We start from the raw sequence: 23169 nt of genomic DNA, 5'->3' as shown, positions 1-23169 counted from the left end.
AAGGCCGCAGCTCGTTTTTTACCTGACGAAGAGATCGCAGTTATGATCCGCGAGGTACTGGTCCTCGGGGACAATGCTGGTCTCGCCACCTGCGGAAAAGACAATGCGTTGCCGGCTGTCCGGCGTATAGACCGGCCATACGGCCTGGCCGGATACGGCCATGCCCTGAGGATTCGTTAGGCCGATCCAAGAAGCACGCATCAGTTCGGCCAGTTTCCGCTGCTCAGTGGTAAGCCCGTTCGGGACCGTGTCCTCACCCCAAAGATAAGGCAGCTCGGCACTGTGCGGAACACCAAGATCGAAGGACGATGGCACGCTTGCATAGGAGCGGATCGGCGCGGTCTCATCAGCGAACTCGTAGGCATAGGTCGGTGTCCATTTGCCCAGGGCGTCAATCGCCTTGTGAGTGCCGCAGATATATCGCTGATCCGTGTCGAAATCGCCCAGCGCCATGCCAGGGGCGGTTTCCTCCGCCTCCTTATACGCCGCAAGAACGACTTCGGCCTTGTCGCCCATGCGCTCCCGCACCGTCGATTCATACTTCGCGCGCGTAACCGGCTGCTTCTGCAGGTCGTTGCCCTCATAGATGAAGACGCGCGTCTCGTTGCGGGTGTTGCCGATGATGACGGGGACGCGGTTGAATTCGCCTGACCGGAAAGCTTCCAGCGGCGGCTTCGGTAACGCATAACCGCCATGGGTCGTCGGGAAACCAAGCCCCGAATCCGCCTGCGCGTTCAACACCTCGGCTGGCGACTTGGAGCGAAGGCAAGCGAGTGTGTTCTCGGCATCCGCGCAGCCGATCGACTCGACAAATTTGCTGCCCGCCTCGACCTGGTCCGCGTTTGAGGTGCTCGGGCATTCGCGCCCACTCTCCATCACCGCGCCGTGGAACAAGCCTGCTGCCTCGGGCGAGGCGAGAAGGAAACACACACCGCGCGCGCCGGCCGATTGGCCCGCTATGGTCACGCAGTCAGGATTCCCTCTGAAAGCCGAGATATTCTCCTTGACCCAGCGCAGCACCTGAACCTTGTCCAGATCGCCGTAATTGCCGCTGCTCAGGCCGTCCTTCGATTCGGCATTCAACGATTCGAGCGCCAGGTACCCCATCGCCCCCAGGCGATAGTTCGCCGTAACGACTACAGATCCGGCCTGCGCCAGCTCGCGCGGATCCCAGTCGGTCTTGGAGCCGTTGACGGAGCCTCCTCCGTGGAAACCGACGAAGACCGGCAGACTGTCTCCCCGATCGGCCGGCACATAAACGGTGAGCGACAGGCAGTCCTCGGTCCAACTTGCAGGACGGTCCGGACGCCAGAAGGTCGCAAACTGCACGCATTCATTGCCCGAACCCGTCGCCTCGAATGGCTCGGTGAACGGAGCTTTCGGCTGCGGAGGGCCCCAACGGAGATCGCCTACGGGAGCCTCGGCATATGGAATACCCTGGTAGACATGAAGTTCGCCGCTGCTGGTCCCATGGATGTCGCCGGCGGGCGCGGTCACCGTCTGAGCACCCGCTGGCGTGGCGGCCAACAGGCCTGCCGCGACAGCGAAACCCAGTTGCCGACTGAGCTGGTATAGGGTCGGTCGAAAACTCATATGTCTTCTCCTTGCAGGCTTGGAGGACGAGGGCGTTGAACCCTCATCCTCACAATGCGCCGTATTTACTGGGAAAGGTCGCCTTCGCTTACCTCGAACCGGTCGAACACTGCTTTGCGGTTCAGAGCATCACGGCTCGGATACGGCGTTGATTCCACGGCTTGGGCATAGCCGTCGGCGAACCGCATGAAGGCCGGCCCATCCATCGGCTGGGGCCACTCCGGCAGGTTTTCGCCGTTCGGATCGCCTGTCTTGATGAAGTTCGCCAGATAGGACGAGATGGTGTCGGCCATACGGTAATCCGCGTCGGTCCAGTGCCGCTGACCGGGCCACTCCCGCAGTGAGTTGAAGAAGTACCACAGGTCCGCCGAGTGGTATGCGCCGTAGAATTCGGAGTCCCGGCCAGGCGGCACCTGGTTGAAATAGTAGGCGAAGACATTGCTGTCGTTGTGTGCCTTCGCGTACTGGGCTGAAATGAGCGCCTTCTGGAACTCGAAGTCGGTGTCGGCCCTGAGCGACATCCGATATGCCTCCCGCGGATCAGACGGCTCATATATCTCCGCGTAGGCGTCGTTGCCGTAAATCTTCGTCATCGCAGCATCGAATTCGTCGTCCGTGAAGGTGCGGTCCGGACCGCCTCGTTGCGAGGTGCGTTCGTCGGAAGTTCCGCCGATCATGATATCGATGCCGTCGAGCGCGCCCGGACGCAGCAGGTCGATCGACTCCTGCGTCAGCGAGTAGCCGTCGATGATGTATTCACCGATCGCCCGGTCGAGTGCTTTGTAGAGGATATCATCTCCCACCATCTTCTGAGTAAACTCGGTTGTCGGTAACGCTCGGAGATCCCCAAGGCTCATCGGCTTCCCGAATATCTCCTCCAGCGCCGCGGCGTTGTCGGCTTCTGCCTGTTCCAGCGTCTTGAAGTCCAAAGGCAGAATGCCACCGAAGCCGCTTTGAATGACGGCACGGTGGAACAGTCCCTTCGCCAGCGGGCTCTTGAGCAAGGTGATGCTGTTTCGCCCGCCCGCCGACTGGCCTCCTATCGTCACGCGGTTCGGGTCGCCGCCGAAGCCTTGGATGTTGTCTTGCACCCATTGAAGTGTCGCAACGAGGTCGAGCAGGGCGTAGTTACCGGACGCGCCGTTCGGGCTTTCCTTGCTCAGTTCGTCAAGCGCAAGGAAACCAAGCGGACCAACGCGGTATTGCGTCTGAACAACGATGACCCCCTTTTCGGCCAGTTTCGATGCCCAGAATTCGATTTCCGAGGCATAGCCGTGATCGTTGCCACCGCCGTGAATCCAGACATAGACGGGCAGGTTGTCGTCTGTGCTTGCGGCGGGGGTATAGAGATTGAGCTTCAGACTGTCTTCGCTGGCCGGGGGTAGGAACTCACGATCGTAATAGAACTCGTCGCCCCAGAACTTTCCAACCGGATTGAGGTTGATGTCCTGAACCACCTGATCGGGCCATCTGTCTGCAACCGTGACCCCTTCCCAGGGCTCGACGGGTTGCGGAGGCTTCCAGCGGTTCGCCCCGGATGTTTGGGCGGCGAAGGGAATGCCCTTGAAGAGTTGGATGCCCGGCACATCCGTTTCGACGCCCTTCACTTTGCCGCCAGCGATCTCGACCACATCAACCGGGTCAGCAAGAGCGGCTGGTACGGCAGTGCTCAAAAGCAGACAGCCGGCCAACAGACTCCACGCCAATGACCGGCAGGTCGATGCCTTGCTAGTTACCATTTTCTCCTCCTCCTTTGATATCCCACCCCATCGGGCGGAAAGGCTGGGCCGCTCCTCCACCGACCAAGACGATGTCCGGCCAGCAAATTTCGGCTGTTCCTCGTTCAGTGCGCCGGCGTAATGCCGCCGGCACACTTCGTTGCTTGGTTGGAAGACAGGATCAGATCACGCCCGCGGCTTCGAGCAGCGGGGTATCGTGATGGAAGCGGACCTCGCTCTCATTGTCGAAGATCATCGTCGCTCCGTCCTCGACCGTGTAGGCAGGCCACTCGGGCAGGCCCCCATGGTTGGGGTTGCCCGTACGGGCGAAGGCGATCCAGGCATTGCTCACCCGCTCGGACATGGCAATTGCATCCGGTCCCCCGCCGGTGGCCGTATTGACGAGTTCAGCGTTCGCGAAGACATGCGGGATTTCCGCGCAATGCCAGGCCATGCCTATCCCCTCCAGCACCGGAGATTCCCAGCTGAACATGTAGGTGTAGACCGGTGCGCCGCCCTGTTCCGCCTTCATCTTGGCGTTGCGCAGGGTGCCTGGGCGCGAGCGCAGATCGACAAAGTAGGCATCGGCCAGCTTCTTGTCCGGGTATGCGGCTAAGAAGGCCTCCGTCACAGCATCAGCCTTGTCGCCAAATCGCTCGGTCAGCTTCTCCCGGGCATATTCCTCGGCCCATTGGTTCTTGTTGTCCGCCAGAAGGTCGGCGGGTTTGTTACGGATGACCGTCTCGCTTTCGTTCAGCACGTTGCCGATCAGAAGTGGGATGTCGCGCCCCTGGTCGACCCAGCCGTCGCCGCCGTTCTCGTCCTGCAGGACCTGGGCACCGTCGATGACGGCCCGCCAACCTGTGACGCCGGGAAAAGTACCTTCCTGTGACAGCGTCTCGAAAGCCTGGCTCCCCGCAGCGAGCAGGTCTTCGTATGAAACCTCGCGAATCTTGTCAGCCGTCTCCGCGGTTAGGCCCAGATTCCCAAGCGTGAGTTCGGCCACACGGCTCGCCGCTTCCTTCGGCATGCCTACCGCATTGGTGGCGCCGCTCTGGACGATAGCCTTGTGGAACAGGCCGTCCGCCGCCGGCATGCGCATCAGCGCACGCACCTTGCCGCCGCCGCCGGACTGCCCGAAGATCGTGACGTTGTCCGGATCGCCGCCAAACGCCTCGATATTGTCACGCACCCATTCAAGGGCAGCCACGATGTCCATCAGGCCTAGATTGGGCGTATCTGCATAGTCCGGCCCGTATGCCGAAAGATCGAGAAAGCCCAGAATGTTCAGCCGGTGGTTCAGCGTTACGACGACGACATCTCCCTTTCTTGCAAGATTTTCGCCGTCATAGGCCACCTGCTCGATCGCCGATCCATTAGTGAAGCCGCCGCCGTGCAGCCAGACCATCACGGGCCGATTGCCTCCGTCGTTCACCCCAGGTGTCCAGATGTTGAGGAACTGGCAGTTCTCGCTCATAGGAAGATAACGATGCGGATTGAAAAGTTCATCGTTGGCGACCTCGCTCATCGGCGGAATGAGACAGTTGTTGCCATAGGTCACGGCCGGGCGGATACCTTCCCAGGACTCCACCTTTTGCGGCACCATGAACCGCTCGGCAGTGGCGTACTGCACGCCAAGATACTGCAAGACGTCGTTGCGCTCGGCACCCAGCAGCTTGCCGGAGTCCGTAGCAACCAGCGCGCGGTCCGTGGCTGTGACATATTCCGATGCCTGAGTTCCGACCGCTGGCATGAACGTCGCGCCGATCATCGCCATCATGGGAATTGCGGCCAGGCCTGCGGACCGCGCAAGGCCCGACAGCGTGAGCCGTCTCGAGTTGGACATTCGTTCCTCCTCCTCCAACTGTCACTTCGAAATGGCCGGGCCTGAGGAAAGTCGAAAACCCGGCTTCCGCTGGCACGAGAGTACCTGCGGATTACAGGAGGATAGTTGGCCGTAAACTTTGAGGGTTATCGAGTTTGCAGTAAGCGCTATCAAAAAGCCGCCTTGCTTTCCGCTGGAAACCGATCGGACAGCCCGCAAGGAGCAAGCTATGCTAGCTTAATTGCATGTCCGAAAAACCGGCAGCAGGTCAAAAGATGCGTAATTCATCAAAGCTTTTCAGGTTGCGGGTGTACCTCAGATCGTTTGCGCGGCCCTAGCCAAACATAGAGCAGGCAAGCGGTCGCGATCAAAGCAGCCGCACTGACGGGCCGGGTGATGAAGACGGAAAAATCCATGTCGCTGACCGTCAGGGCGTTGCGCAGGTTCTTCTCAAGAATCGGCCCCAGCACGATTCCCAGCACGGCAGGCGCGGTGGGAAACTCCAGACGCACCATCAGGTAGCCGATCAAACCGAAGATCAGCACCAGCCGCACGTCAAAGGCATTGTTGCTGATCGAAAAGACGCCAATCGCCGCCATCATGCAGATTGTTGGGACAAGAATACCCGGAGGAATCTGCAGAACCTTCGCCGCGACCTTCCGGGCGCTCAGCCCGACCGCGACCATGAGTATATTCGATAGAAAAAGGAGCAGTAGGATAGAGACAAAAAGAGAGCCGTTTTGCTGAATAAGAAAAGGCCCGACGTGAACCCCCTGGATCATGAGAGCGCCAATCAGGATCGCTGTCACCGGATCGCCAGGAATACCGAGCGTAAGCAGGGGGACCATGGCCCCACCGGTGACTGCGTTGTTCGAGACCTCGCAAGCGATCACCCCTTTGACCTCACCCTGCCCGAATTTGTCATCAGGCTTTGCGGCACGCAGCGCATCGCTATAGCTGATCCATGAGGCGATGGCCGGTCCGGTCCCGGGCAGTACGCCGATCAGGCTGCCGATTACGGCGGATTTGAAGGTCACCCAGCGGTACCGCCACAGATCACGGAGCACCGCCAACTGAGACGCGGCTTTCTGCGTCGGAAGCACAATTTGATCCTGAGTGTCCTTTTTGGAAAGTAGCAACATTTGCGAGATTGCAAACAGGCCGATCAGCGCGGTGGTCTGTGGGATGCCGCCCATCAGGTTCGGCTCGCCGAACATGAAGCGCCCGACGCCGCTCACTGGATCGATCCCGACCGTGCTGACGAGAATACCGAAAAGCGCCGCAGCAAATCCCTTGGTTAAGGAACCCCGCGATATCCCCGCAACACAGACAATTCCTATGAGCGCGAAGGAAAAATATTCAACCGAGGTAAACGTCAGGGCGAACCGCGCCAATAGCGGTGCGATCGTCATCAGCAGGAGGAGCGAGAACAGACCACCGATGAGCGATCCCCATATGGCCGTCGAGAGCGCCCTGTCTCCCTCGCCGGCACGGGCCATGGCGAAGCCATCCAACGCGGTGGCCGCTGAACTTGGCGCACCAGGCGTATTGATGAGGATCGCGGGGATTGAGCCCGCGAAATAACCTGCGCAGTAGATGCCCATCAAGAGCGCCATTGAGGAAGTCGGCCCCATAGCATAGGTCACTGGCAGGAACAGTGCGATGGCGGCCGGTGCGGTCAGCCCGGGCGCTGCCCCAAATATCATCCCGATGACCACGCCGACGATCAAGAAGAAGACAATCCAAGGATTGGCGACCTGCACCGCGCCCTGCAGGATATCGGAAAACGCAATCAGATCCATGTCGGAAGTACCACCCTAAAACCCCAGCTGAAGGACAGATACAGGATAGCTGAGAGCGCGACCGGATAGAGGATCAGCATCAGCGGGGCACGTATGCCGAAGGCGAGCATGGTGGCGAGGGTGAAAGCCCAGACGCCGAAGCGGACATCGATCGCGTGAAAGAACCAGAGGTAGAAGACCAAGGCGATCATCACTATCGCGATTCGGCGGTCCAATATGGCGGGCATCCCCCCTTCCGCGCGCAACCCGCGCAGCAAGAGGAACGCGCCGCTGACCACGAGGCCCGCGGCACAGATTAGCGGCACGAAACTCGGCGTCAGAGTCTCGCCTCCCGCACCGGTGCCCATGTCAAGCGACATGGACACCACCAGCGCTGCAAGCGCGAGAAGGGCAGCCCCCGAAACGGTATCCTTATGCAGTATATTCATGACGGCCTCTTTGAGACGCGAGCAGCGTGCGGGAACGGGGTCAGTTTTTTAACAGCCCAATCTCCGCAAGGACGGGACGCACATTCTGCATGTCTTCCTTCACCAGCGCGTCCATCTCCGTTGGGCCGAGATAGGCGGCGTTGAAAAAGAACCCTTCGAGCCGCTGCGAGAACTCGGGGGTTTCGACCATAGCCTTGATCTTGCTGGAGAGCTCATCAACGATCTCCTGCGGAGCACCCGCAGGGGCCACTAGGCCGAACCACTGCGAATTCACATAATCGAAGCCTTGCTCGCGATAGGTCGGCACGTCCGGCATAAAGGGCCAGCGCTCCTCGGCGGCAAGGCCAAGGACGCGGATGTCACTTTGACCATCCTCGCCAAAGAGCGCAGGAAAGTTCGACCCGCCACCTGTCAGGAAATCGACCTCACCAGAGAGCAGCTTGACCAAACCGTCCTGGTTGGAGTCGGAGTTGACGAATGTCGCCTGTACCCTTTGCTGTGCGAGGAAGACCGCCATTGCAAGGTGCGGTCCGGAGGCAACGCCCGAGCCCGAATAGGCGAGGCGCCCGGTCTTGAGGGCCTGGACGAGATCATTCAGCGTCTCATAGGGGCTGTCCGCGCGCACGGCCACCCCGGAAGGGATCTGGACGAGCCGCGCGATCATCGTGAAGCTGTCGGCATCATACCCGGTTTCAGACATCAAAGGTCGTGCGCCAAGAGTCGAGTCCGAGCCGATCGCAACCGTATAGCCGTCGGGTCGTGCCTTGGTAAGATTTGACAGGCCGATCGCGCCGCCGGCGCCGGGTTGGTTTATGATGACAACCGGTTGACCAAGCGCTTCTTCAAGCGGCGCGGCCATCAATCGCGCAACCTGATCAGTTGCACCGCCCTGGCCAAATGGCACGATCATCTGGATGGGCTTTACAGGATATTCCTGTGCGGCGGCAGGACCGCCAATCATGGCCCCCATGGCAACGGCAATTCTCGCAAGCCGGATAATTTGCTTTTTGAACATGTTTTCCTCCCTTTTCGTATTCATGACACTGAACTTTGCGCGAACTTGGCCTCCAGGATTTGGACGAGCGTTCAAAAGGGCACGGCTTTGTTTTGTTCGGATCCGCCGGTCTGGAACACCGGCTGCGGATACCCACCCCTATAGCCCTGATGGCCCCGATGACCGGAGAATGGGTCAGGGCAAACTGTGCCCTTCGGTCAAAGCCATCATCTCCTCACCTGTACTGCAGTCCCCACCCAGTTCGGCCGAAAGCCTTTTCGCTCTATGAAACGCTCGCTTCAGTCACCTCCGCAATCGCCGCAGCGATGTTGTCCGGCCGCTCCACCAAGGTCAGATGCCGAGCATGCGGCAGAATGATCAACCTCGCGCCGGGAATTTCCCGCGCCAGATACTCCGAAGCTGCAACCGGGGTGGCGTAGTCATCTTCGCCGACGACGACCTGGACTGGTACCCTGATCCTGGAAAGGACCGATCGAAGATCGGCCGCTCCGAGCATGGCACAAGACGCGGCATAGCACTCCAGCTTATTGGCAATGAAGATGTCGACCACCTCAGCCACGCGTTTGGGATGGTCGGCTCGATAAGCCTCGCTGAACCAGCGTGTTGTCTGAAAGCCGCTCATCGAAGCCAGCCCTTCCGTCCGTGCCTTTGTGGCGCGCTTGGCCCATGAGGCTTGGGCGTTCGGCCCATACCAGCTGGTCGTGTCAACGAGGACCAGGCCTTGCAATCGCTGCGGATAGGCCCCGGCAAAGGCCTGCGCCACGCAGCCCCCCATGGAGCACCCGGCTACTATGGCGTTGGCCCAGCCGGCATGATCCATGAGATCGGTCAGATCGTCGGCGAATTGCTCGACGCTGTAAGGGCCAGGGCTCCGCTCGGACCGGCCATGTCCGCGGCAATCCGGCGCGATGATATCCATCCGCGCCGCCGCCAGCCGCGCCGCCACCGGCTTCCAAAGGCTACCGTCCAGTGCCAATGGATGAACGAGCAGAATTCGCCCACCTGAATTGCCAGCGCCCCAGCGGCGGTAGGTAACCTTCGCACCGTCACGCAGGTTTGCCGTTGTGATTTCTGCATTCACTGTTCACCTCCCGGCTTTGCGAAGCGGGCTCGTGCGCCTACTCGTCTCATACACTTGCCACTTCTGCCATTGTTGCTTCGGAAGCGTCGACCAGCGGCACGTTCCAGGCATCGTAGCCATAGAGCCAGGTCGGATCGTCATTGCCGCCGGACATCCAGGTATTCGCACTCGAAATGGCCTGGATTCGCGATGTGCGGGGCTTGCGATTTGCCTCATAATTGCGGAAGGCGCGCTCTATATCGTCACCTTCAACCGCGGAAATGCAGCGGGCGAGGATTGCCGCGTCCTCTATCGAGGTTGCTGCCCCCTGGGCCATATAGGGGGTCATCGGATGACAGGCATCACCCAGCAGCACCACACGACCGTCGCTCCAATGCGGCAAGGGTTCACGCTCCAGAATGGCCCATTTGTGGCAATCGGGGCAGGCATTTAGCACCATCTGCACTTCTGGATGGAATCCTGCATAAGCGGCGCGCAGCTCTTCGACATCCCCTTTGGCCGACCAGGATTCCTTGGTCATCCATTTTGCGTCTTCCGGTACGCTTGTGACAAAATAGAGATGGCTGCGGTTCGGTGTGGTGTAGTAGATAACGATATGCCGGTCTGGGCCCCACCATTTCGTGCGCGATGGTGCGATCTCGCCGTTCATCAGGCTGGCCTCCAAAACAGCGCGATAGGCGATGCGCCCCTTGTGCAAGGGCGCGTCGGGACCGACGATGATGTCGCGCACGAGCGAATGGACTCCATCCGCCCCGATCACGGCATCGGCACGAACTTTCGTGCCATCGGCGAAGCCGAGCTCGACGCCATCACCTACCGTGTCCAGCCCGACGAGCTTCTTGCCCAGATGCACTATCTCTGGTGGCAGGACGGAATAAAGCGCCTCATGCAGGTCAGCGCGGTGCGTGCAGAGGAAGGGCGCCCCGTAAAGATTTTCGGGCATCGGCAGCTCGCGCTTGATCTCGCCCGTATCCCAAACCCTGTTCAAATGGGAATAAGGCTCGAAAGATACTTTGCGGAGCCGCTCCTCGACCCCGATCCCGCGCAAAACACGCGATGAGTTAGGCAGCATCTGGATGCCGGCTCCGACACGCAGGAACTGCTCGGCCTGTTCGTAGACGTTCACCTCGACGCCAACCTGACGAAGCGTGGCGGCGACCGCCAGCCCTCCCATGCCGGCACCAACTACTGCGATGGATAGCTTCTTCTTGCTCATCGAATCCCCAGAGTTTGACGATTTATCCCTGGAAGGTAGTTGGGCTGAATATGTATGTAAAATATTTATAATATACTATGTTAGAACTTTATAGGTTTCAATTACGGTTTGGGCGAGCCGAAATCTTTCCTGAGACGACCGGCCCTCATTCGGCGGACATTTTCCTGCCCGCTGCATCCTTGGTCATGTCGGAGGTGACCTCGACAAATTTCCTTACCACGGCGAGCCGCTCATTCGTGCGAAAGGCGATATAGAGTGGCAGGGGCGGAATGACATCGCCTATCAAGGGACGATAGTGGACCGAAGCGCGATGCAGGATTCCCATCGAGGCGGGAACAATTGTCAATCCGCGCCCGGCAGAGACGAGGTTGATCGCCGCGATCATCCGACTGACCTGATCCGAAATGGAAATGCGGATCTCCGCCTGGTCGAGACATTTCAGGATGCCGTCAAATATCCCGGGACCATCAGGCCGCCGGTAGACGACAATCCTCTCGCCTGCCAACGCCCGGATATCGAGCGGACCTTCGCCCGATCGCGCCAGAGGATGACCGATGGGCATCGCAACGATCATTCCTTCCTGCCCGAGGGACTGGCTCGTCAGATTTTTGAAATCATCTGTTGCAACATGCAAAAAGGCGACATCGATCCTGCCGTTCTGCAAGGCGAGAACCAACTCATAAGTCTCGCTCTCCTCAACCGCAATCTGCACCAGGGGGAAGAGTTGCCGGAATGCGCCCAACAGCCTCGGAGTCAATGCATGCAACGAAGCGGAACTGGTGAAGCCCACTGACAACGTTCCGCTCTCGCCCATGTTGAAGCGGCGAATGTGGTCCACCGCCTCCTGTGTCCGGGAGAGGATCGCCCGTGCCTCATCAAGGAAAACCCGACCGGCAGCATTGAGGGCAATACGCTTGGGTGCCCGATCAAAGAGCTGAACGCCAAGCTCGGCCTCCAAGGCCTTCAATTGTTGACCAAGCGGCGGTTGCTGAATTCCAAGACGCTCCGCCGCGCGCGTAATGCTGCCTTCTTCGGCGACTGCAACAAAATATCTCAGATGGCGCAGTTCCATGATTGCCTCCCTGCAATGCCACGCCCAACCAAGCAATTCTGTCCACGTCAGGCGCCAGTCGCGAAAAGACAGCCCTCCTTCAGCTTTTGAGCCTGGCCCCTCGCGCGGCGGCCGTGTCGCGCAGCGCGGCGCGGATGTCTGCCTCGGGCAGGCGAGTGGCTGGCAGCGCACCCATCCTGTCCTGAATCTCGGCGATCTCTCGCGCCAGCCCCCCGCGCAGGCCGAGTGAATCCAAAGTAGCGGCGCTTTCGCGCATTTCCGCTGCCCGGCGCTTGCCGTGGTTCAAGGTCCGTTCGCATACGTAGGCGATATGCTCTGTCCAGTCGAACTGTGGATAGCTGCGTTCCAATGAACCGATGACCCTGTCGTAGACACCGGACGCGGCGGCCGCGAGCGCACATTCGACGGTGATGGCCTCCAGTCCTTTGACGAAGAGTGAACGCACCATCTTCACGGCCGTGGCCTGCCCGGCCCGGTCGCCGACGATATCAAAGGCAAAGCCAAGACCAGACAGTTCCGGCTCCATCGTGGCGGCACGTGTGCCGGCGATCAGCGTGGGCGTGGCATGGCCCTCGGGATGGACCGGCGCCATGACGGCCATGTCGAGATAGGACGCGCTCTGCGCCTCGATCCGTTCCGCTGTCTCGGCTTTGCGATCTGGCGAAACTGAATTGATGTCGATGAAGACTTGCCCTTGCACGAGATAAGGCGCGACCGAGACGGCAGCCGCAAGGCTCTGGTCAGCAGTCACCGCACTGATGATCCAGTCGGCATCGCTGACAGCGTCCCCCACCGAGCTTGCGGGGCGAACGTCGCGCATGGTCATTGCCTCCTGCATCTCGGCGGCGTCGACGATGTCATAGGCGGAAAAGTCCACGGCGTGACCCGCAGACCGCAGCGTATCGCAAAACGCGCGGGCAGCCTCGCCAAAACCGATAAATGCGATCCTCATCTTGTCCTCCTCGTTTCCTGAGCGCGAGGCGTGGCGCGGTTATCATGCCTGGTCGGGCCCCTCGCCCTCCATCAATTGCCCGTGGCTCCTGAGTTGCCGCAACCTGGTGCGCTGCGCGCTTTCAATGTGGGCGCGCATCATTGCCTCGGCGGCAGCCTCGTCCCTGCCACGCAGCGCATTGACTACAGCTTGGTGCTCTTCGACCGCTGCGCTGACGCGAGCCGGGTCCTCCATGGTTGTGGGACCAAGGATCAGCAGCGTCGTTTCGATCGCGCGAACCGACCGAACCAGATAGCGGTTGCGGGCCGCAGCAATCAGGGTGTTGTGGAACTGGCGATTGAGCGTGACCAATTCCTGCGGTGTCTGCCCTTCGCGGATCATCTCCGCGTTGATCTCGGCCAATTCCTCGATTTCCACCCCGGAGGCGCTACGGGCGGCCAGTCGTGCCGCCGTGCCTTCGAGCACCCAGCGCATTTCATAAAGCTCCATGACCTCGGGGTAGCTGAGCTGCCGCACCACGGCGCCAATACGCGGCAGGTAGGAGACCAGCCCATCGGCCTCCAACCGGCGGATAGCCTCTCGCACCGGTGTGCGACTAATGCCGAGCCGCGTTGCGATTTCGATCTCACGGAGTCGAGCGCCCGGAAGAAGGCGCCCGCTGCGAATATCCCCGAGAAGCTGCGCGTAGGCGCCTTGTCCCTGCAGCTTCTCGCCTTCTCCCGTTTTTCCGTCGGCTGGGCTCATCGTTACCGCTTGCATCCCATTTGAATTCAGAAGTATACATGAGGATACAATGCGTCAAGAACCGGACATTTCCCAGAGCACTTCGCGAGCAAGCCACGTTCACCGGTTGTTGACACTGGCGATCGCCGCAGCCGGCGCGGCGCTTTTCTGGGTGTTTGAACTCCCCCTGCCCTTTCTTTTCGGCACCATGACAGCCTGCCTCCTTGCGGCATTGGTGCGCCTGCCGCTTGCGAGCCTGCCGGTTGCATCCAAATTGGCGCGGACGGTGCTGGGCGTGGCTGTCGGAGCGTCCTTAACGCCCGAACTCATGGTCCGTCTGCCGCAGATGTTGGGCTCCATCGCATTTGTCCCACTCTATGTCGCGGTGATGGGCGCGGTTGGCGTCCCCTATTTTCACCGCCTGCTGAAATACGATTTCGCCACCTCCTACTATTCCGCAATGCCGGGCGGGTTGCAGGACATGCTCGTTTTTGGACAGGAGGCCGGCGCGAACCTGCGAGCACTCTCGCTCATTCACGCGACCCGGATCCTGTTGATCGTGACGATCGCGCCTATAGTCATCTCTATGTGGTTCAATGTTCCGTTGACCAGGCCGACGGGGGCCCCGGTCGCGGACATTCCCATCGTCGAATTGGCGCTCATGGCGGCCGCAGCAATTATCGGCTGGAAGGGCGGCGAGCGGATCGGGCTTTTCGGTGCGACGATCATAGGGCCTCTTATCCTCGCCGGCGTACTGTCGCTGACCGGACTGATTCACGCGCGGCCGCCAGCCCTGGCGATTCAGGCCGCGCAGTTCTTCATCGGCGTTGGGGTTGGGGTTGGCTATGTTGGGATTACATTATATGAAATCCGCCGCGATGTGCTTGCGGGCGCCTTCTATGTCGTGATCCTGGCCGTTCTGGCACTCATCGTAACCGGGATCGTGGTGCATCTGGGCTTTGCCAATCCGCTGGACGGCTTTCTCGCCTTCGCGCCGGGCGGCCAGGCCGAAATGACGGTGTTGGCCATCGTTGCCGGGGCGGATCTTGGCTTTGTCGTGGTCCATCATCTGCTGCGCGTGATTCTGATTATCGCCGGCGCGCCCTTGGTAGGCGCAATGATCGGACTGTCAAAAAGAACAGCCACTGAACCGGGAGGCGGCAAATGAAGGTTCATATCCTTGACGACTATCATGACACATTGCGCCATCTCCCCAGTTTCGGCATGCTCTCCGACCACGATGTAACGGTCTGGACAGACCGCGCCCCTGACGAGGAGACGCTGGCCCCCCGCCTCGATGACGCGGAGGCCTTAGTGCTGTTTCGCGACCGGACAGCGATCACCGAAAGCCTTGTCGAAAAGCTCCCGAACCTGCGGCTCGTGTCAATGCGGGGCACTTATCCGCATGTCGATGTGCCAGCGCTGACCAAACGCGGAATCGCCTTTTGCACCAACCTGCATTCGGGCAGCTTCTCCTTCGGCGCGGCGGAACTGACCTTTGCCCTGATGCTCGCGGCAATGCGGAACCTGCCGGAGCAGATCGCCTCCGTTCGCGCCGGCCACTGGCAGGCGGGTGTCGGGCGCAGCCTGCGCGGTCGGACCCTGGGGCTATATGGGTACGGACGGATCGCGCGCGCCGTGGCGGGCTTTGCCCGCTCGTTCGGAATGGAGGTCGTGTGGTGGGCGTCCGAGGACGGTCGTGCTCGCGCAAGCACGGATGGCGAGACCGTGGCCAATAGCCGGGAGGCCTTCTTCGCCGAGCCGGACATCGTATCGGTCCACCTGCGGCTGACCCCGGAAACACGCGGGATCGTGACGCGCGCCGACCTCGCCCGGATGCGGCCCGACGCGCTTTTCATCAATACGGCGCGAGCGGGTCTGGTGGAGAATGGCGCGCTGGTCGCCGCTCTCGATGCGGGACGGCCGGGCCGCGCCGCTGTCGATGTATTCCGCGGTGAACCGCTAACAGACCCCAAAGACCCGCAGATCGCTCATCCCAGGATCATCCCCACACCGCATATCGGGTTCGTCACGCAGGACGAACTCGATATGCAGTTCAGCGACATCTATCGGCAGGTGGACGCCTTTTGCAAAGGCGCGCCGATCAACCTGATCAACCCCGAAGCGCTGAGCTGAAGGTCAGGCAGGCAGTTTCAGCCGGGTGAAGACCCGCCGGGCGTTGCCTTCGAAGATCTTCGCGCGGTCCGCATCGGTAAGGTGCGGGCTCGCCTCGATATAGCGTTTCGTGTCATCGAACTGGTGGCCGGTTTCCGGATCGACCGCCCGCACGGCCCCATATGTTTCAGAAGCGAAGAGCACGTTTTCCACCGGCACGATCTCGGTCATCAGGTCGATGCCCGGCTGGTGGTAGACGCACGTATCGAAGAACATGTTCTGCCCCATCATCTGAGCCGGCTCCTTGCGGCCGCGGTCCATCGCGAGGCCGCGGTAGCGCCCCCAGTGGAAAGGCACCGCCCCACCACCGTGCGGGATGATGAACTTCAGCCGAGGAAAGCGATCGAACAGATCGCTGTCGAGGATCTGCATGAAAACCGAGGTGTCGGCGTTGATGTAGTGCGCGCCGCTATACTGGAAATTCGGGTTGCAGGACCCGCTGACGTGGATCATGGCGGGCACGTCGAGATCCTCCAGCACTTCGTAAAGTGGGAACCACCACGGGTCGGTCATCGGCGGGTCGGTCCAATAGCCGCCTGCGGGGTCAGGGTTCAGATTGCACCCGACGAACTCCATCTCCTCCACGCAGCGAAGCAGTTCCGGCACGACGCCTTCCGGCTTGCAGCCGGGCGACTGGGGCAGTTGGCAGACCGGCGCGAAATGATCCGGAAAGAGGTCGCAGACCCGTCGGATCAGGTCGTTGCAGATCCGGCTCCACTGCTGCGACATAGCTTCATCGCCGATGTGCTGCCCCATGGCCGCCGCGCGTGGAGAAAAGAGCGTGAGGTCGATGCTCCTTTCCCGCTGGGTGCGGATTTGCGCCCGGAGCAGGCTTTCGCGTATCTCGTCGTCGGAGATCACCGGTCCATCGGGCTCAGCCATGCGCGACCGGTCCCCTTTCGCATCGATCTGAGCGTTGCGCCAGGCGACAAGCTGGCCTGGCGCGGTGGTGTAGTGTCCATGACAATCGATAATCATGCTCTCTCCCCGGGGCTGGTTGACCAGGCTTGGAGCAGGTCGGCGATCGCGCCGGCGTCGTCCATGTCGAGCACGGCCCAGGTCCGCGCGATCAGCTTGTCCTGACCCATCTCGTCAAGCACGCCTTCGCAGCAGGAGCGCAGCTTGGCCTCGACTTCCTCGTCTGTTAGCGGGTTCTCCGGTCCGCCACGGTAACGCTCGTCGGCCCAGCCTGCTACCTCGCCGCCCGATTTCATGCGGACCGTGATGCGCGAGCGCATCTTGTCGAAACCCTTGGCCTCGATTTCCGGATCGAACTCGGTGGAGATGCGGCGCTGCATGTCCTGCATCGCCGCGCTGCCGACGAATGCATCGGAGAACTCGCGTTTTCCCGCTTTCCGCTCCAGGGCGATCATCGCGAGCGCGGCGGGAAGCGAGAATTTGGCTTGCAGGTGGTTTTTCGCGATGGGGTAGCGGATGGGCTTCAGGATGTTGGTCCCGGCATGGACGATCACGGCTTCGATATCCTCAGGGGCGAGGTCGGCCTCCGTCACCAGCCGCAGCATCAGGTCGATTGTCGGATGGGTCAGCACGCCACAGGGATAGGGTTTGATCGATACGCCCGGCTCCACGATGGTCCAAGTCTTGCCGAAGCCCTGCGAGAGCTTCTTGGGGCTGACGCCGCCGCCCTGCACGGCCATGAAACCCCATGGACCATCGAGCGCCTCCGGATCCGCGGTGTAGCCTCGCGCCGCCAGCAGCGCGGCGGTCACACCATTTTCGGCCGCGCGGCCGACGTGAAGCGGTTTCGTCATGGTGCCGAAGTTGCAGCGGATGCCGGCGGCGAAACTCGCCGCGATCCCCAGGCCAGCGCGCAGCTTATCCCCAGTCAGCCCCAACAGCTTGGCCGCCGCCGCGTAGGCGCCAAAATGGCCCACGGTGCCGCTGGAATGCATTCCCTGCATGTAGTGTCTCGGCAGCATCCATTCGGATATCTTGCACTCGACCTCGAACCCAGTGAGGAAGGCCAGCATGAAGTCGCGGCCCGAAACGGGCTTCATCTTCTGCGCCATGACCAGCGCTGCTGTAAGCGGCGGGATCGTAGGATGGGTCAAAAGCCCATAGATGTGAGCGGGATCGTGGCTCACCTGGCTGTCGTCCCAGTCATGGGCGTGGCCCGCGGTTCCGAGAACCCGTGCGGCCATGGGCGCGGGAACCCTTCGCGCGTCGCCGAGAAGTCGGGCATCCTCGCGCCCGCCGAATTCCCGCGCCTCGTCGGCAAGTATCCGGACCGACTGTTCTTCCGACCCGGCGACGTAGAGCCCGAAGGCATCGATCATGCAGCGCTTGCCGATGCGGATCGCTTCCTCGGGAATGTCGTGGAAAGTTACCGTTTCAATGAAGCGGGCGGCATCCTCCGTGATGTGCGTATTCCCCGGCATTTCAGCATAGACGTTGTTCTGGGCAGACACCGGTTCACTCTCCTCTCATGTCGGTCTTGAAAAACTTGCGGTCGAGCCGTTGCCAGACTGCCCCGGCCACCGCGTTGACGGTCACCCCGCGCACCGTCTGAAAAGCGGCAACGAGGGCAATATCCTGGTGCAGCACCTTGGCGGTCAGCACCATTTCGGCCATGCCGCCGATGGAAAAGGCAAGGATCAATGAAGGCAGATCTTGCGGCATCAGAAGTCCTGCCAGCGCTGCAAAGGCCGCCATCGCGACCATGATGAGCGCCAGTGTGGCCAGTCCGGCCGCCATCGCTCGCGGAATCGAAGCCAGCCGCCGGCGCTCGAAGCGCGCACCAAGCGTCAACCCAACGATGATCTGTGCCAGTATGACCAGCACCGGGTGTAGCTGCCCGCCGATGGCTCCGGTTGCGGCGACCGCGCCGACGGCAACTACAGCCCCCAAAAGCCAGGCTGCAGGCAGACCGATTTTCGAGCTGACCCAGCCGCCGAGGGCTCCGACAGCCAACGCCCCAGCCATCTGCAGCGCGCCGGCGGTCGGCGTTCCAGCAATGGCCGCCTGGTCGTCATGGGGCAGGAAACCGAGTAGCATCAGCGGCAGCAATCCCACCACCAGCCCCACGCGCACCGTATGCAGTGCGGCGATGGTCGTGCGGTCGGCGCCAAAGTCTTCCCCCACACGCGCCATTTCAATGATGCCGCCAGGCAGCAAAGAGAAATAGGCCGTGGCAACGCTTACCCGGCCCGCCCGAGCCAGCAGCGGCGCGCAGAGCGCAGCCATCGCAATGCCCAGCCCTGCGGCCAGCAACATCATTGGCGCCCACATCGTCATGCGGGCTGCGATTTCCGGCGTCAGGACCAGCCCGACACCCGAGCCGATCATGACCAGCCCTGCACGATGCGGCAGTTTCGGAACAGCGACCGGGCGGCCGGTCATCGCATAGGCCCCGGTGACGAGCGCGGCCCCCATCAGCCAACCCAGAGGCAAACCCGATGCGGACCAGATCGCTCCGCCGATTGCAGCTGGCACCAGGATGACGGCGAAACCGTGCGTCCCCGGCTTGTCGCGCAAGGCGGCAATCATCGGCGCCGCTCCATGCGGCACCAAGGCATTGGCGCGAAGAGGCGACAGGCAGGAACTGGTACTAGAGGCAGCATCATGTAGGGAGGTCCATTAGGACTTCACAATGATGAGCCCAAACCGAACTGTCAACAGTTAACTGTTGACAGTTACAAACTGGTCCGTACAGGTAAATCACAACGCCTTCCACGGCAGCGCCTTGCAGCAATCAGCCTGCGTCGGCAATCCGCTTGAAACCGTTCTCCACGTGGACGCGCATGGCCGTTTCGGCTGCATCGGCGTTGCGGGCGCGCAGTGCATTGACGATCACGCGATGCTCTTCATTCGAAATACGGATGTTGTGGGCCTGCACCAGTCCACGGCGCCGCATCAGCAAAAGCTGTTTCACAATACGCTGGTAGGTTGCCTGAAGAGCTGGATTACCGGCCGCGCCGATCAGCTTTTCGTGAAAATCAAGGTTCAGCCGGAAGTAGGTTTCGGCGTCGTCCTTCGACACCGCGACATCCATCTCGTCGACGAGAGCGACAAGGGCAGAGATATCCTCCTCGGTCCCACGGACGGCGATCAGCCGACCGGCCAGCCCAGCGAGGGCCGAGCGGAGTTCATACAGGTGCTGCGCCTCTTCCAGGCTGAGCGCCCGGACGAACATGCCCTTGTTGGTGACGCTGACAAGAAGCCCCATCTGTTCCAGACTGTGAACGGCTTCTCGGATGGGGCCTCGGCTGATGCCGAGGATCTCCGCGAGCTGACTTTCGTTGACCCGATCACCGGATTTAAGCGATCCATCGGCAATGAGGCGCTCGATCGCCTCCAAAGCAATCCGGCTCAGGGTCTGGATCGGGCGTATCGTGTCGCTGGATAGTCCAGCGTAAGGATCATTGGGCTGCCTCATCGCACCGGTTTTAACCGGACTTCCGAGAAGGTCAATCCAGCGGTCTCGGCACCTCCTCCTTGCCATTTGCGAGCGCTCGCAAGTCGTCAAGAACCCGACCTGGCACCGCGATGCCCTCGGTTTGCGCTCGACGCATCCGCGCCAATGCCCGGTCGCCGGGAAGACGCACGGGACTGTCCGGATCGACGGGCATTATAGAGGTAAGCATAGCCCTCGCCCGGTCCATCCGCTCGGCAAGCTCCGCCGCATTTAGCAAGCGCGATACGTCGATCAGGATAAAGGCGTGCCCAAGGTTTTGTGAGGCCCCCGGCTCACGAGACAGATCGGCTACGTCCGTAAGAAAAGCCGCCCCGGACAGAACCCCAGCCAGCATGTCGACAGCGAGCGCAAGACCGTAGCCCTTGTGCCCTCCGATCCCCATGAGCATCCCGCGCATCGCCGCCGCCGCATCCCGCGTCGGCTGGCCCTCGGAATCCGTGGCCCAGCCATCCGGTATCGGCTCTCCTGCTTCCGCAGCACGGCGAATATGGGAGCGGGCAGCGACCGAGATTGCCATATCGACGATGACGTGCCGCCCCTCAGGCCCCGGAAAGCCGAAGCCGATCGGATTGTTCCCCACGGCGGGAGTCCGCCCGCCGGTAGGCGCGATCAGCGGTGTCGTATTTGACATGACCATCGCAGCAAAGCCCGCCTCGCAGGCCTGCCAGCAATATGGCGCTACAGCACCGAAATGATTGGCCCCCCTGCAAAGCGTCACGCCTACCCCAGTCTCCCACGCCGATTCCATTGCGGTGGAGAGTGCTCGCGCTCCAACCGCCGGTCCCAGGCCGTTGCCACCGTCCAGTTGGACAAGCGCCGGAGCGATCCGCGTGCTTTCGATCCGGGCCCCGGCATCGATCCCGCCGGATGCGAGCCGCTTCCCATAGGTGGCGGCGCGGGCGATACCGTGTGTGGAGATCCCCATCATCTCCGCCAGCACGAGGACCTCGGCCGCCTGCCCCGCCTCCGCTTCGGGCACGCCGAGAGCGAAGAAGGCGCGGGCGGCCAAGCCCTCCAGCGCACCTTGAGCGATCCGTGCCTCAGACCCCGGCATCTTCAACCTCACTGACAGTAGCCTGCTTCAAGGCGCCTGCTCTGCGTCCAATGCGTTGCATGAGTGGCAGGACGAGAAGCAGGACCGCAGTGGTCACGATGATTCCGATCGACCCATTGCGTTCAAGGAAGATCCAGAAGGATCCGCGCGATATGGTCAGCGTCTGGCGCAGCGCCTCCTCAGCAAGCGGCCCCAGAACCAGCCCCAGAACCAGCGCGGCGGGAGAGAAGCCATAAAGCCGCATGAAGAAGCCGACGATCCCGGCGGTGAACATCAGGTAGACCTCGATCATCGAGCTGGAGACACTGAACGTCCCGAGCGTGCAGATGACCAACACGATGGGCGCGAGGATCCGGTATGGTACGCGGATGATCTGCACGAAGAGCGGGATTGCGAAGATATTGAGCGCCAGGAGTGCCATGTTGCCGAGATACATCGAGGCGATCAGACCCCAGGCGAATTCCGGATTCTGCGTCATGAAGAGCGGCCCCGGACGCATCCCCCAAAGAAGAAAGGCCGCCAGGAGAACCGCGGTGGAGGCCGAGCCGGGAATTCCCAACGTCAAAAGCGGGATCATCGCACCGGAGGAAGCGGCGTTGTTCGCGGCTTCCGGCGCCACCAGGCCCGCCATCTCGCCCTTGCCGAAGTTTTTCGGACGCTTGGAGAAGGAGCGCTCGAAGGAATAGGCCATGAGCGAGGCGATGGTTGCCCCCGCGCCGGGGATCACGCCCACCACGAAGCCAAGGATCGACCCGCGCACCAGCGTAAACTTCGTGTCTACCCAGTCGGCCATATCTGGCCAGAAGCCCTTTTTCCGGTCGTATTGCGCAATGGAGCCGGAACCGATGCGATGAAGGCCCTGATAGAAGGCAAAGTAGAGCTCGCCCAGACCGAAGAGGCCAATGGCGATCGGAATGAAGTGAATCCCACCGATCAGTTCCGCGGAACCGAATGTGTAGCGGCTCTGACCCGTTTCGAGGTCCACGCCGACGGTGCCTAGCGCGAAACCGATGAGGGCGGAGAGCACGCCGAGCTTCCAATTCTCCCCGATCATCACGATCAGGGTCAGCATCCCCAGAAGCGCCAGCAGGAAATATTCCGGCGGGCCGAAATTGCGGGCGACGTGAGAAAAGGCCGGGGCCAGGACGGTAATCAGGATGACGCCCACGGTGCCCCCGGTGAACGAGGCCACCGCCTGCATCACCAGCGCGGGACCCGCCCGCCCCTTCTGGGCCAGCGGATAGCCGTCGAACGTACTGGCGACAGTCGCGGATTCGCCCGGTGTATTCAACAGGATCGACGTGATCGTCCCGCCATACATCGCCCCGTAGTAGATCGCGGCGAGCATCATCACGGCGCCGATCGGGTCCATCCCGAAGGTGACGGGCAGGAGGATGGCCAGTCCCGCCGAGGGGCCAAAGCCGGGAATGACCCCGACGATCATGCCCACCATCGCACCGATCAGCAGATACACCAGATTGATGGGGCTGATCGCAACGGACAATCCCATCCAGAGGTCAGCGAAAACGTCCATGAAGGAAGGCTCCAGTATATCGGGTTATGCACCGGCGCGCGGAGCGTTTCAGAAGGGAAGCGGCAGTACGCCCTCGGGTATCGCTGCGTTCAGCAACCTGTCGAAGAGCACATAGATCGCGCCGGGCACCAGCAACGCGACCAGCCCATTCTGTAGAAGGCGGTCCCGGTTCAGCACCGACAGGGTGACAAAGAGGAAGATCACCGTGGCAGGAATGCCGCCGACCAAGCCCAGCGACAGAACGTAGGCCACGCCCAAGCTCATGATCAGCGCCACCTGGCCGGCGTAGCCGCCGACGTCGGAGCGCCCCTCGGCGGCACTCGGCCGCAATTCGGCGATCATGCTCCAGATGGTGAAGACCACCATCAAGGTTCCAATGACCCGAGGAAAGAATCCTGGCCCCAGCCGTCCGGTCGTCGTCAGAAAGTCCAGATCTGTGAAAGCCAGGTAGGAATACATGAGCCCCGTAGCGAGGATCACGACAAAGAAAATCATACGCATGTCAGGCTCCACGGGGCCGGGCTGCCGGCCGAACCCCGGCCGGCG

The 23169-nt window shown here is 61.4% G+C and carries 20 protein-coding genes; 2 read left to right on the top strand and 18 right to left on the bottom strand.

The annotated features are described in order from the left end of the window. Positions 1-18 precede the first annotated feature (18 nt). From GPJ75_RS16785 to GPJ75_RS16735, 11 genes are all read right to left on the bottom strand, one after another. On the bottom strand, positions 19-1593 hold the full coding sequence (locus GPJ75_RS16785) for a carboxylesterase/lipase family protein (RefSeq protein WP_163269482.1): 1575 nt from the start codon (positions 1591-1593) through the stop codon (positions 19-21). 65 nt (positions 1594-1658) lie between these two features. Continuing rightward, a complete protein-coding gene (locus GPJ75_RS16780) occupies positions 1659-3332 on the bottom strand; it encodes a carboxylesterase/lipase family protein (protein ID WP_163269481.1) in 1674 nt (557 codons plus the stop codon). A 160-nt stretch (positions 3333-3492) separates the two neighbouring features. Beyond that, positions 3493-5091, bottom strand: coding sequence for a carboxylesterase/lipase family protein (locus GPJ75_RS16775; RefSeq protein ID WP_246249097.1), 1599 nt, complete (start codon positions 5089-5091; stop codon positions 3493-3495). Positions 5092-5423: 332 nt separating this feature from the next. Next, positions 5424-6938: a tripartite tricarboxylate transporter permease gene (locus GPJ75_RS16770; protein WP_163269479.1), complete on the bottom strand. Its 1515-nt coding sequence runs from the start codon at positions 6936-6938 to the stop codon at positions 5424-5426. Further along, on the bottom strand, positions 6929-7366 hold the full coding sequence (locus tag GPJ75_RS16765) for a tripartite tricarboxylate transporter TctB family protein (protein WP_163269478.1): 438 nt from the start codon (positions 7364-7366) through the stop codon (positions 6929-6931). The genes GPJ75_RS16770 and GPJ75_RS16765 overlap by 10 nt, the downstream gene beginning before the upstream one ends. A gap of 40 nt (positions 7367-7406) precedes the next feature. Then, positions 7407-8381 carry a Bug family tripartite tricarboxylate transporter substrate binding protein gene (locus GPJ75_RS16760; protein ID WP_163269477.1) on the bottom strand — a complete coding sequence of 325 codons (975 nt, stop codon included), beginning with the start codon at positions 8379-8381 and terminating at the stop codon, positions 7407-7409. Positions 8382-8643: 262 nt separating this feature from the next. Next, the gene (locus tag GPJ75_RS16755; protein WP_163269476.1) at positions 8644-9462 is read right to left on the bottom strand and encodes an alpha/beta fold hydrolase; all 819 of its coding nucleotides are present in this window, start codon (positions 9460-9462) and stop codon (positions 8644-8646) included. Positions 9463-9508: 46 nt separating this feature from the next. Beyond that, positions 9509-10678, bottom strand: a complete 1170-nt coding sequence (locus GPJ75_RS16750) for an FAD-dependent monooxygenase (RefSeq protein WP_163269475.1) — start codon at positions 10676-10678, stop codon at positions 9509-9511. Positions 10679-10823: 145 nt separating this feature from the next. Continuing rightward, entirely contained in the window at positions 10824-11750 is a 927-nt protein-coding gene (locus GPJ75_RS16745; protein ID WP_163269474.1) for a LysR substrate-binding domain-containing protein, read from the bottom strand. Between the two features lie 79 nt (positions 11751-11829). Next, positions 11830-12702 carry an NAD(P)-dependent oxidoreductase gene (locus tag GPJ75_RS16740; protein WP_163269473.1) on the bottom strand — a complete coding sequence of 291 codons (873 nt, stop codon included), beginning with the start codon at positions 12700-12702 and terminating at the stop codon, positions 11830-11832. Positions 12703-12744: 42 nt separating this feature from the next. Then, positions 12745-13446, bottom strand: coding sequence for a GntR family transcriptional regulator (locus GPJ75_RS16735; RefSeq protein ID WP_163269472.1), 702 nt, complete (start codon positions 13444-13446; stop codon positions 12745-12747). A 49-nt stretch (positions 13447-13495) separates the two neighbouring features. Between GPJ75_RS16735 and GPJ75_RS16730 the strand changes: the two genes are divergently transcribed. Next, the gene (locus tag GPJ75_RS16730; protein ID WP_163269471.1) at positions 13496-14593 is read left to right on the top strand and encodes an AbrB family transcriptional regulator; all 1098 of its coding nucleotides are present in this window, start codon (positions 13496-13498) and stop codon (positions 14591-14593) included. Then, complete coding sequence (locus GPJ75_RS16725; protein WP_163269470.1) at positions 14590-15561, top strand: D-2-hydroxyacid dehydrogenase family protein; 972 nt, start codon at positions 14590-14592, stop codon at positions 15559-15561. Before GPJ75_RS16730 ends, GPJ75_RS16725 begins: the two co-directional genes overlap by 4 nt. A gap of 3 nt (positions 15562-15564) precedes the next feature. Here the strand turns inward: GPJ75_RS16725 and GPJ75_RS16720 are convergent, their stop codons facing one another. From GPJ75_RS16720 to GPJ75_RS16690, 7 genes are all read right to left on the bottom strand, one after another. Beyond that, positions 15565-16578 carry an amidohydrolase family protein gene (locus tag GPJ75_RS16720; RefSeq protein WP_163269469.1) on the bottom strand — a complete coding sequence of 338 codons (1014 nt, stop codon included), beginning with the start codon at positions 16576-16578 and terminating at the stop codon, positions 15565-15567. Then, positions 16575-18029 carry an MmgE/PrpD family protein gene (locus GPJ75_RS16715; RefSeq protein WP_246249096.1) on the bottom strand — a complete coding sequence of 485 codons (1455 nt, stop codon included), beginning with the start codon at positions 18027-18029 and terminating at the stop codon, positions 16575-16577. Before GPJ75_RS16715 ends, GPJ75_RS16720 begins: the two co-directional genes overlap by 4 nt. A gap of 4 nt (positions 18030-18033) precedes the next feature. Beyond that, entirely contained in the window at positions 18034-19107 is a 1074-nt protein-coding gene (locus GPJ75_RS16710; RefSeq protein ID WP_163269468.1) for an AbrB family transcriptional regulator, read from the bottom strand. A gap of 205 nt (positions 19108-19312) precedes the next feature. After that, on the bottom strand, positions 19313-19996 hold the full coding sequence (locus GPJ75_RS16705) for a GntR family transcriptional regulator (protein ID WP_163269467.1): 684 nt from the start codon (positions 19994-19996) through the stop codon (positions 19313-19315). Between the two features lie 31 nt (positions 19997-20027). Beyond that, positions 20028-21089, bottom strand: a complete 1062-nt coding sequence (locus tag GPJ75_RS16700; protein WP_163269466.1) for an Ldh family oxidoreductase — start codon at positions 21087-21089, stop codon at positions 20028-20030. Further along, positions 21076-22623, bottom strand: coding sequence for a tripartite tricarboxylate transporter permease (locus tag GPJ75_RS16695; RefSeq protein WP_163269465.1), 1548 nt, complete (start codon positions 22621-22623; stop codon positions 21076-21078). The genes GPJ75_RS16700 and GPJ75_RS16695 overlap by 14 nt, the downstream gene beginning before the upstream one ends. A gap of 48 nt (positions 22624-22671) precedes the next feature. After that, positions 22672-23124, bottom strand: a complete 453-nt coding sequence (locus GPJ75_RS16690) for a tripartite tricarboxylate transporter TctB family protein (RefSeq protein ID WP_163269464.1) — start codon at positions 23122-23124, stop codon at positions 22672-22674. Positions 23125-23169 lie beyond the last annotated feature (45 nt).

This window comes from Chelativorans alearensis (assembly GCF_010993735.1).
Classification (GTDB): domain Bacteria; phylum Pseudomonadota; class Alphaproteobacteria; order Rhizobiales; family Rhizobiaceae; genus Chelativorans; species Chelativorans alearense.
The sequence above is the reverse complement of the archived record's forward strand: the minus strand, read 5'-3'. Positions and strand labels throughout refer to the sequence as shown.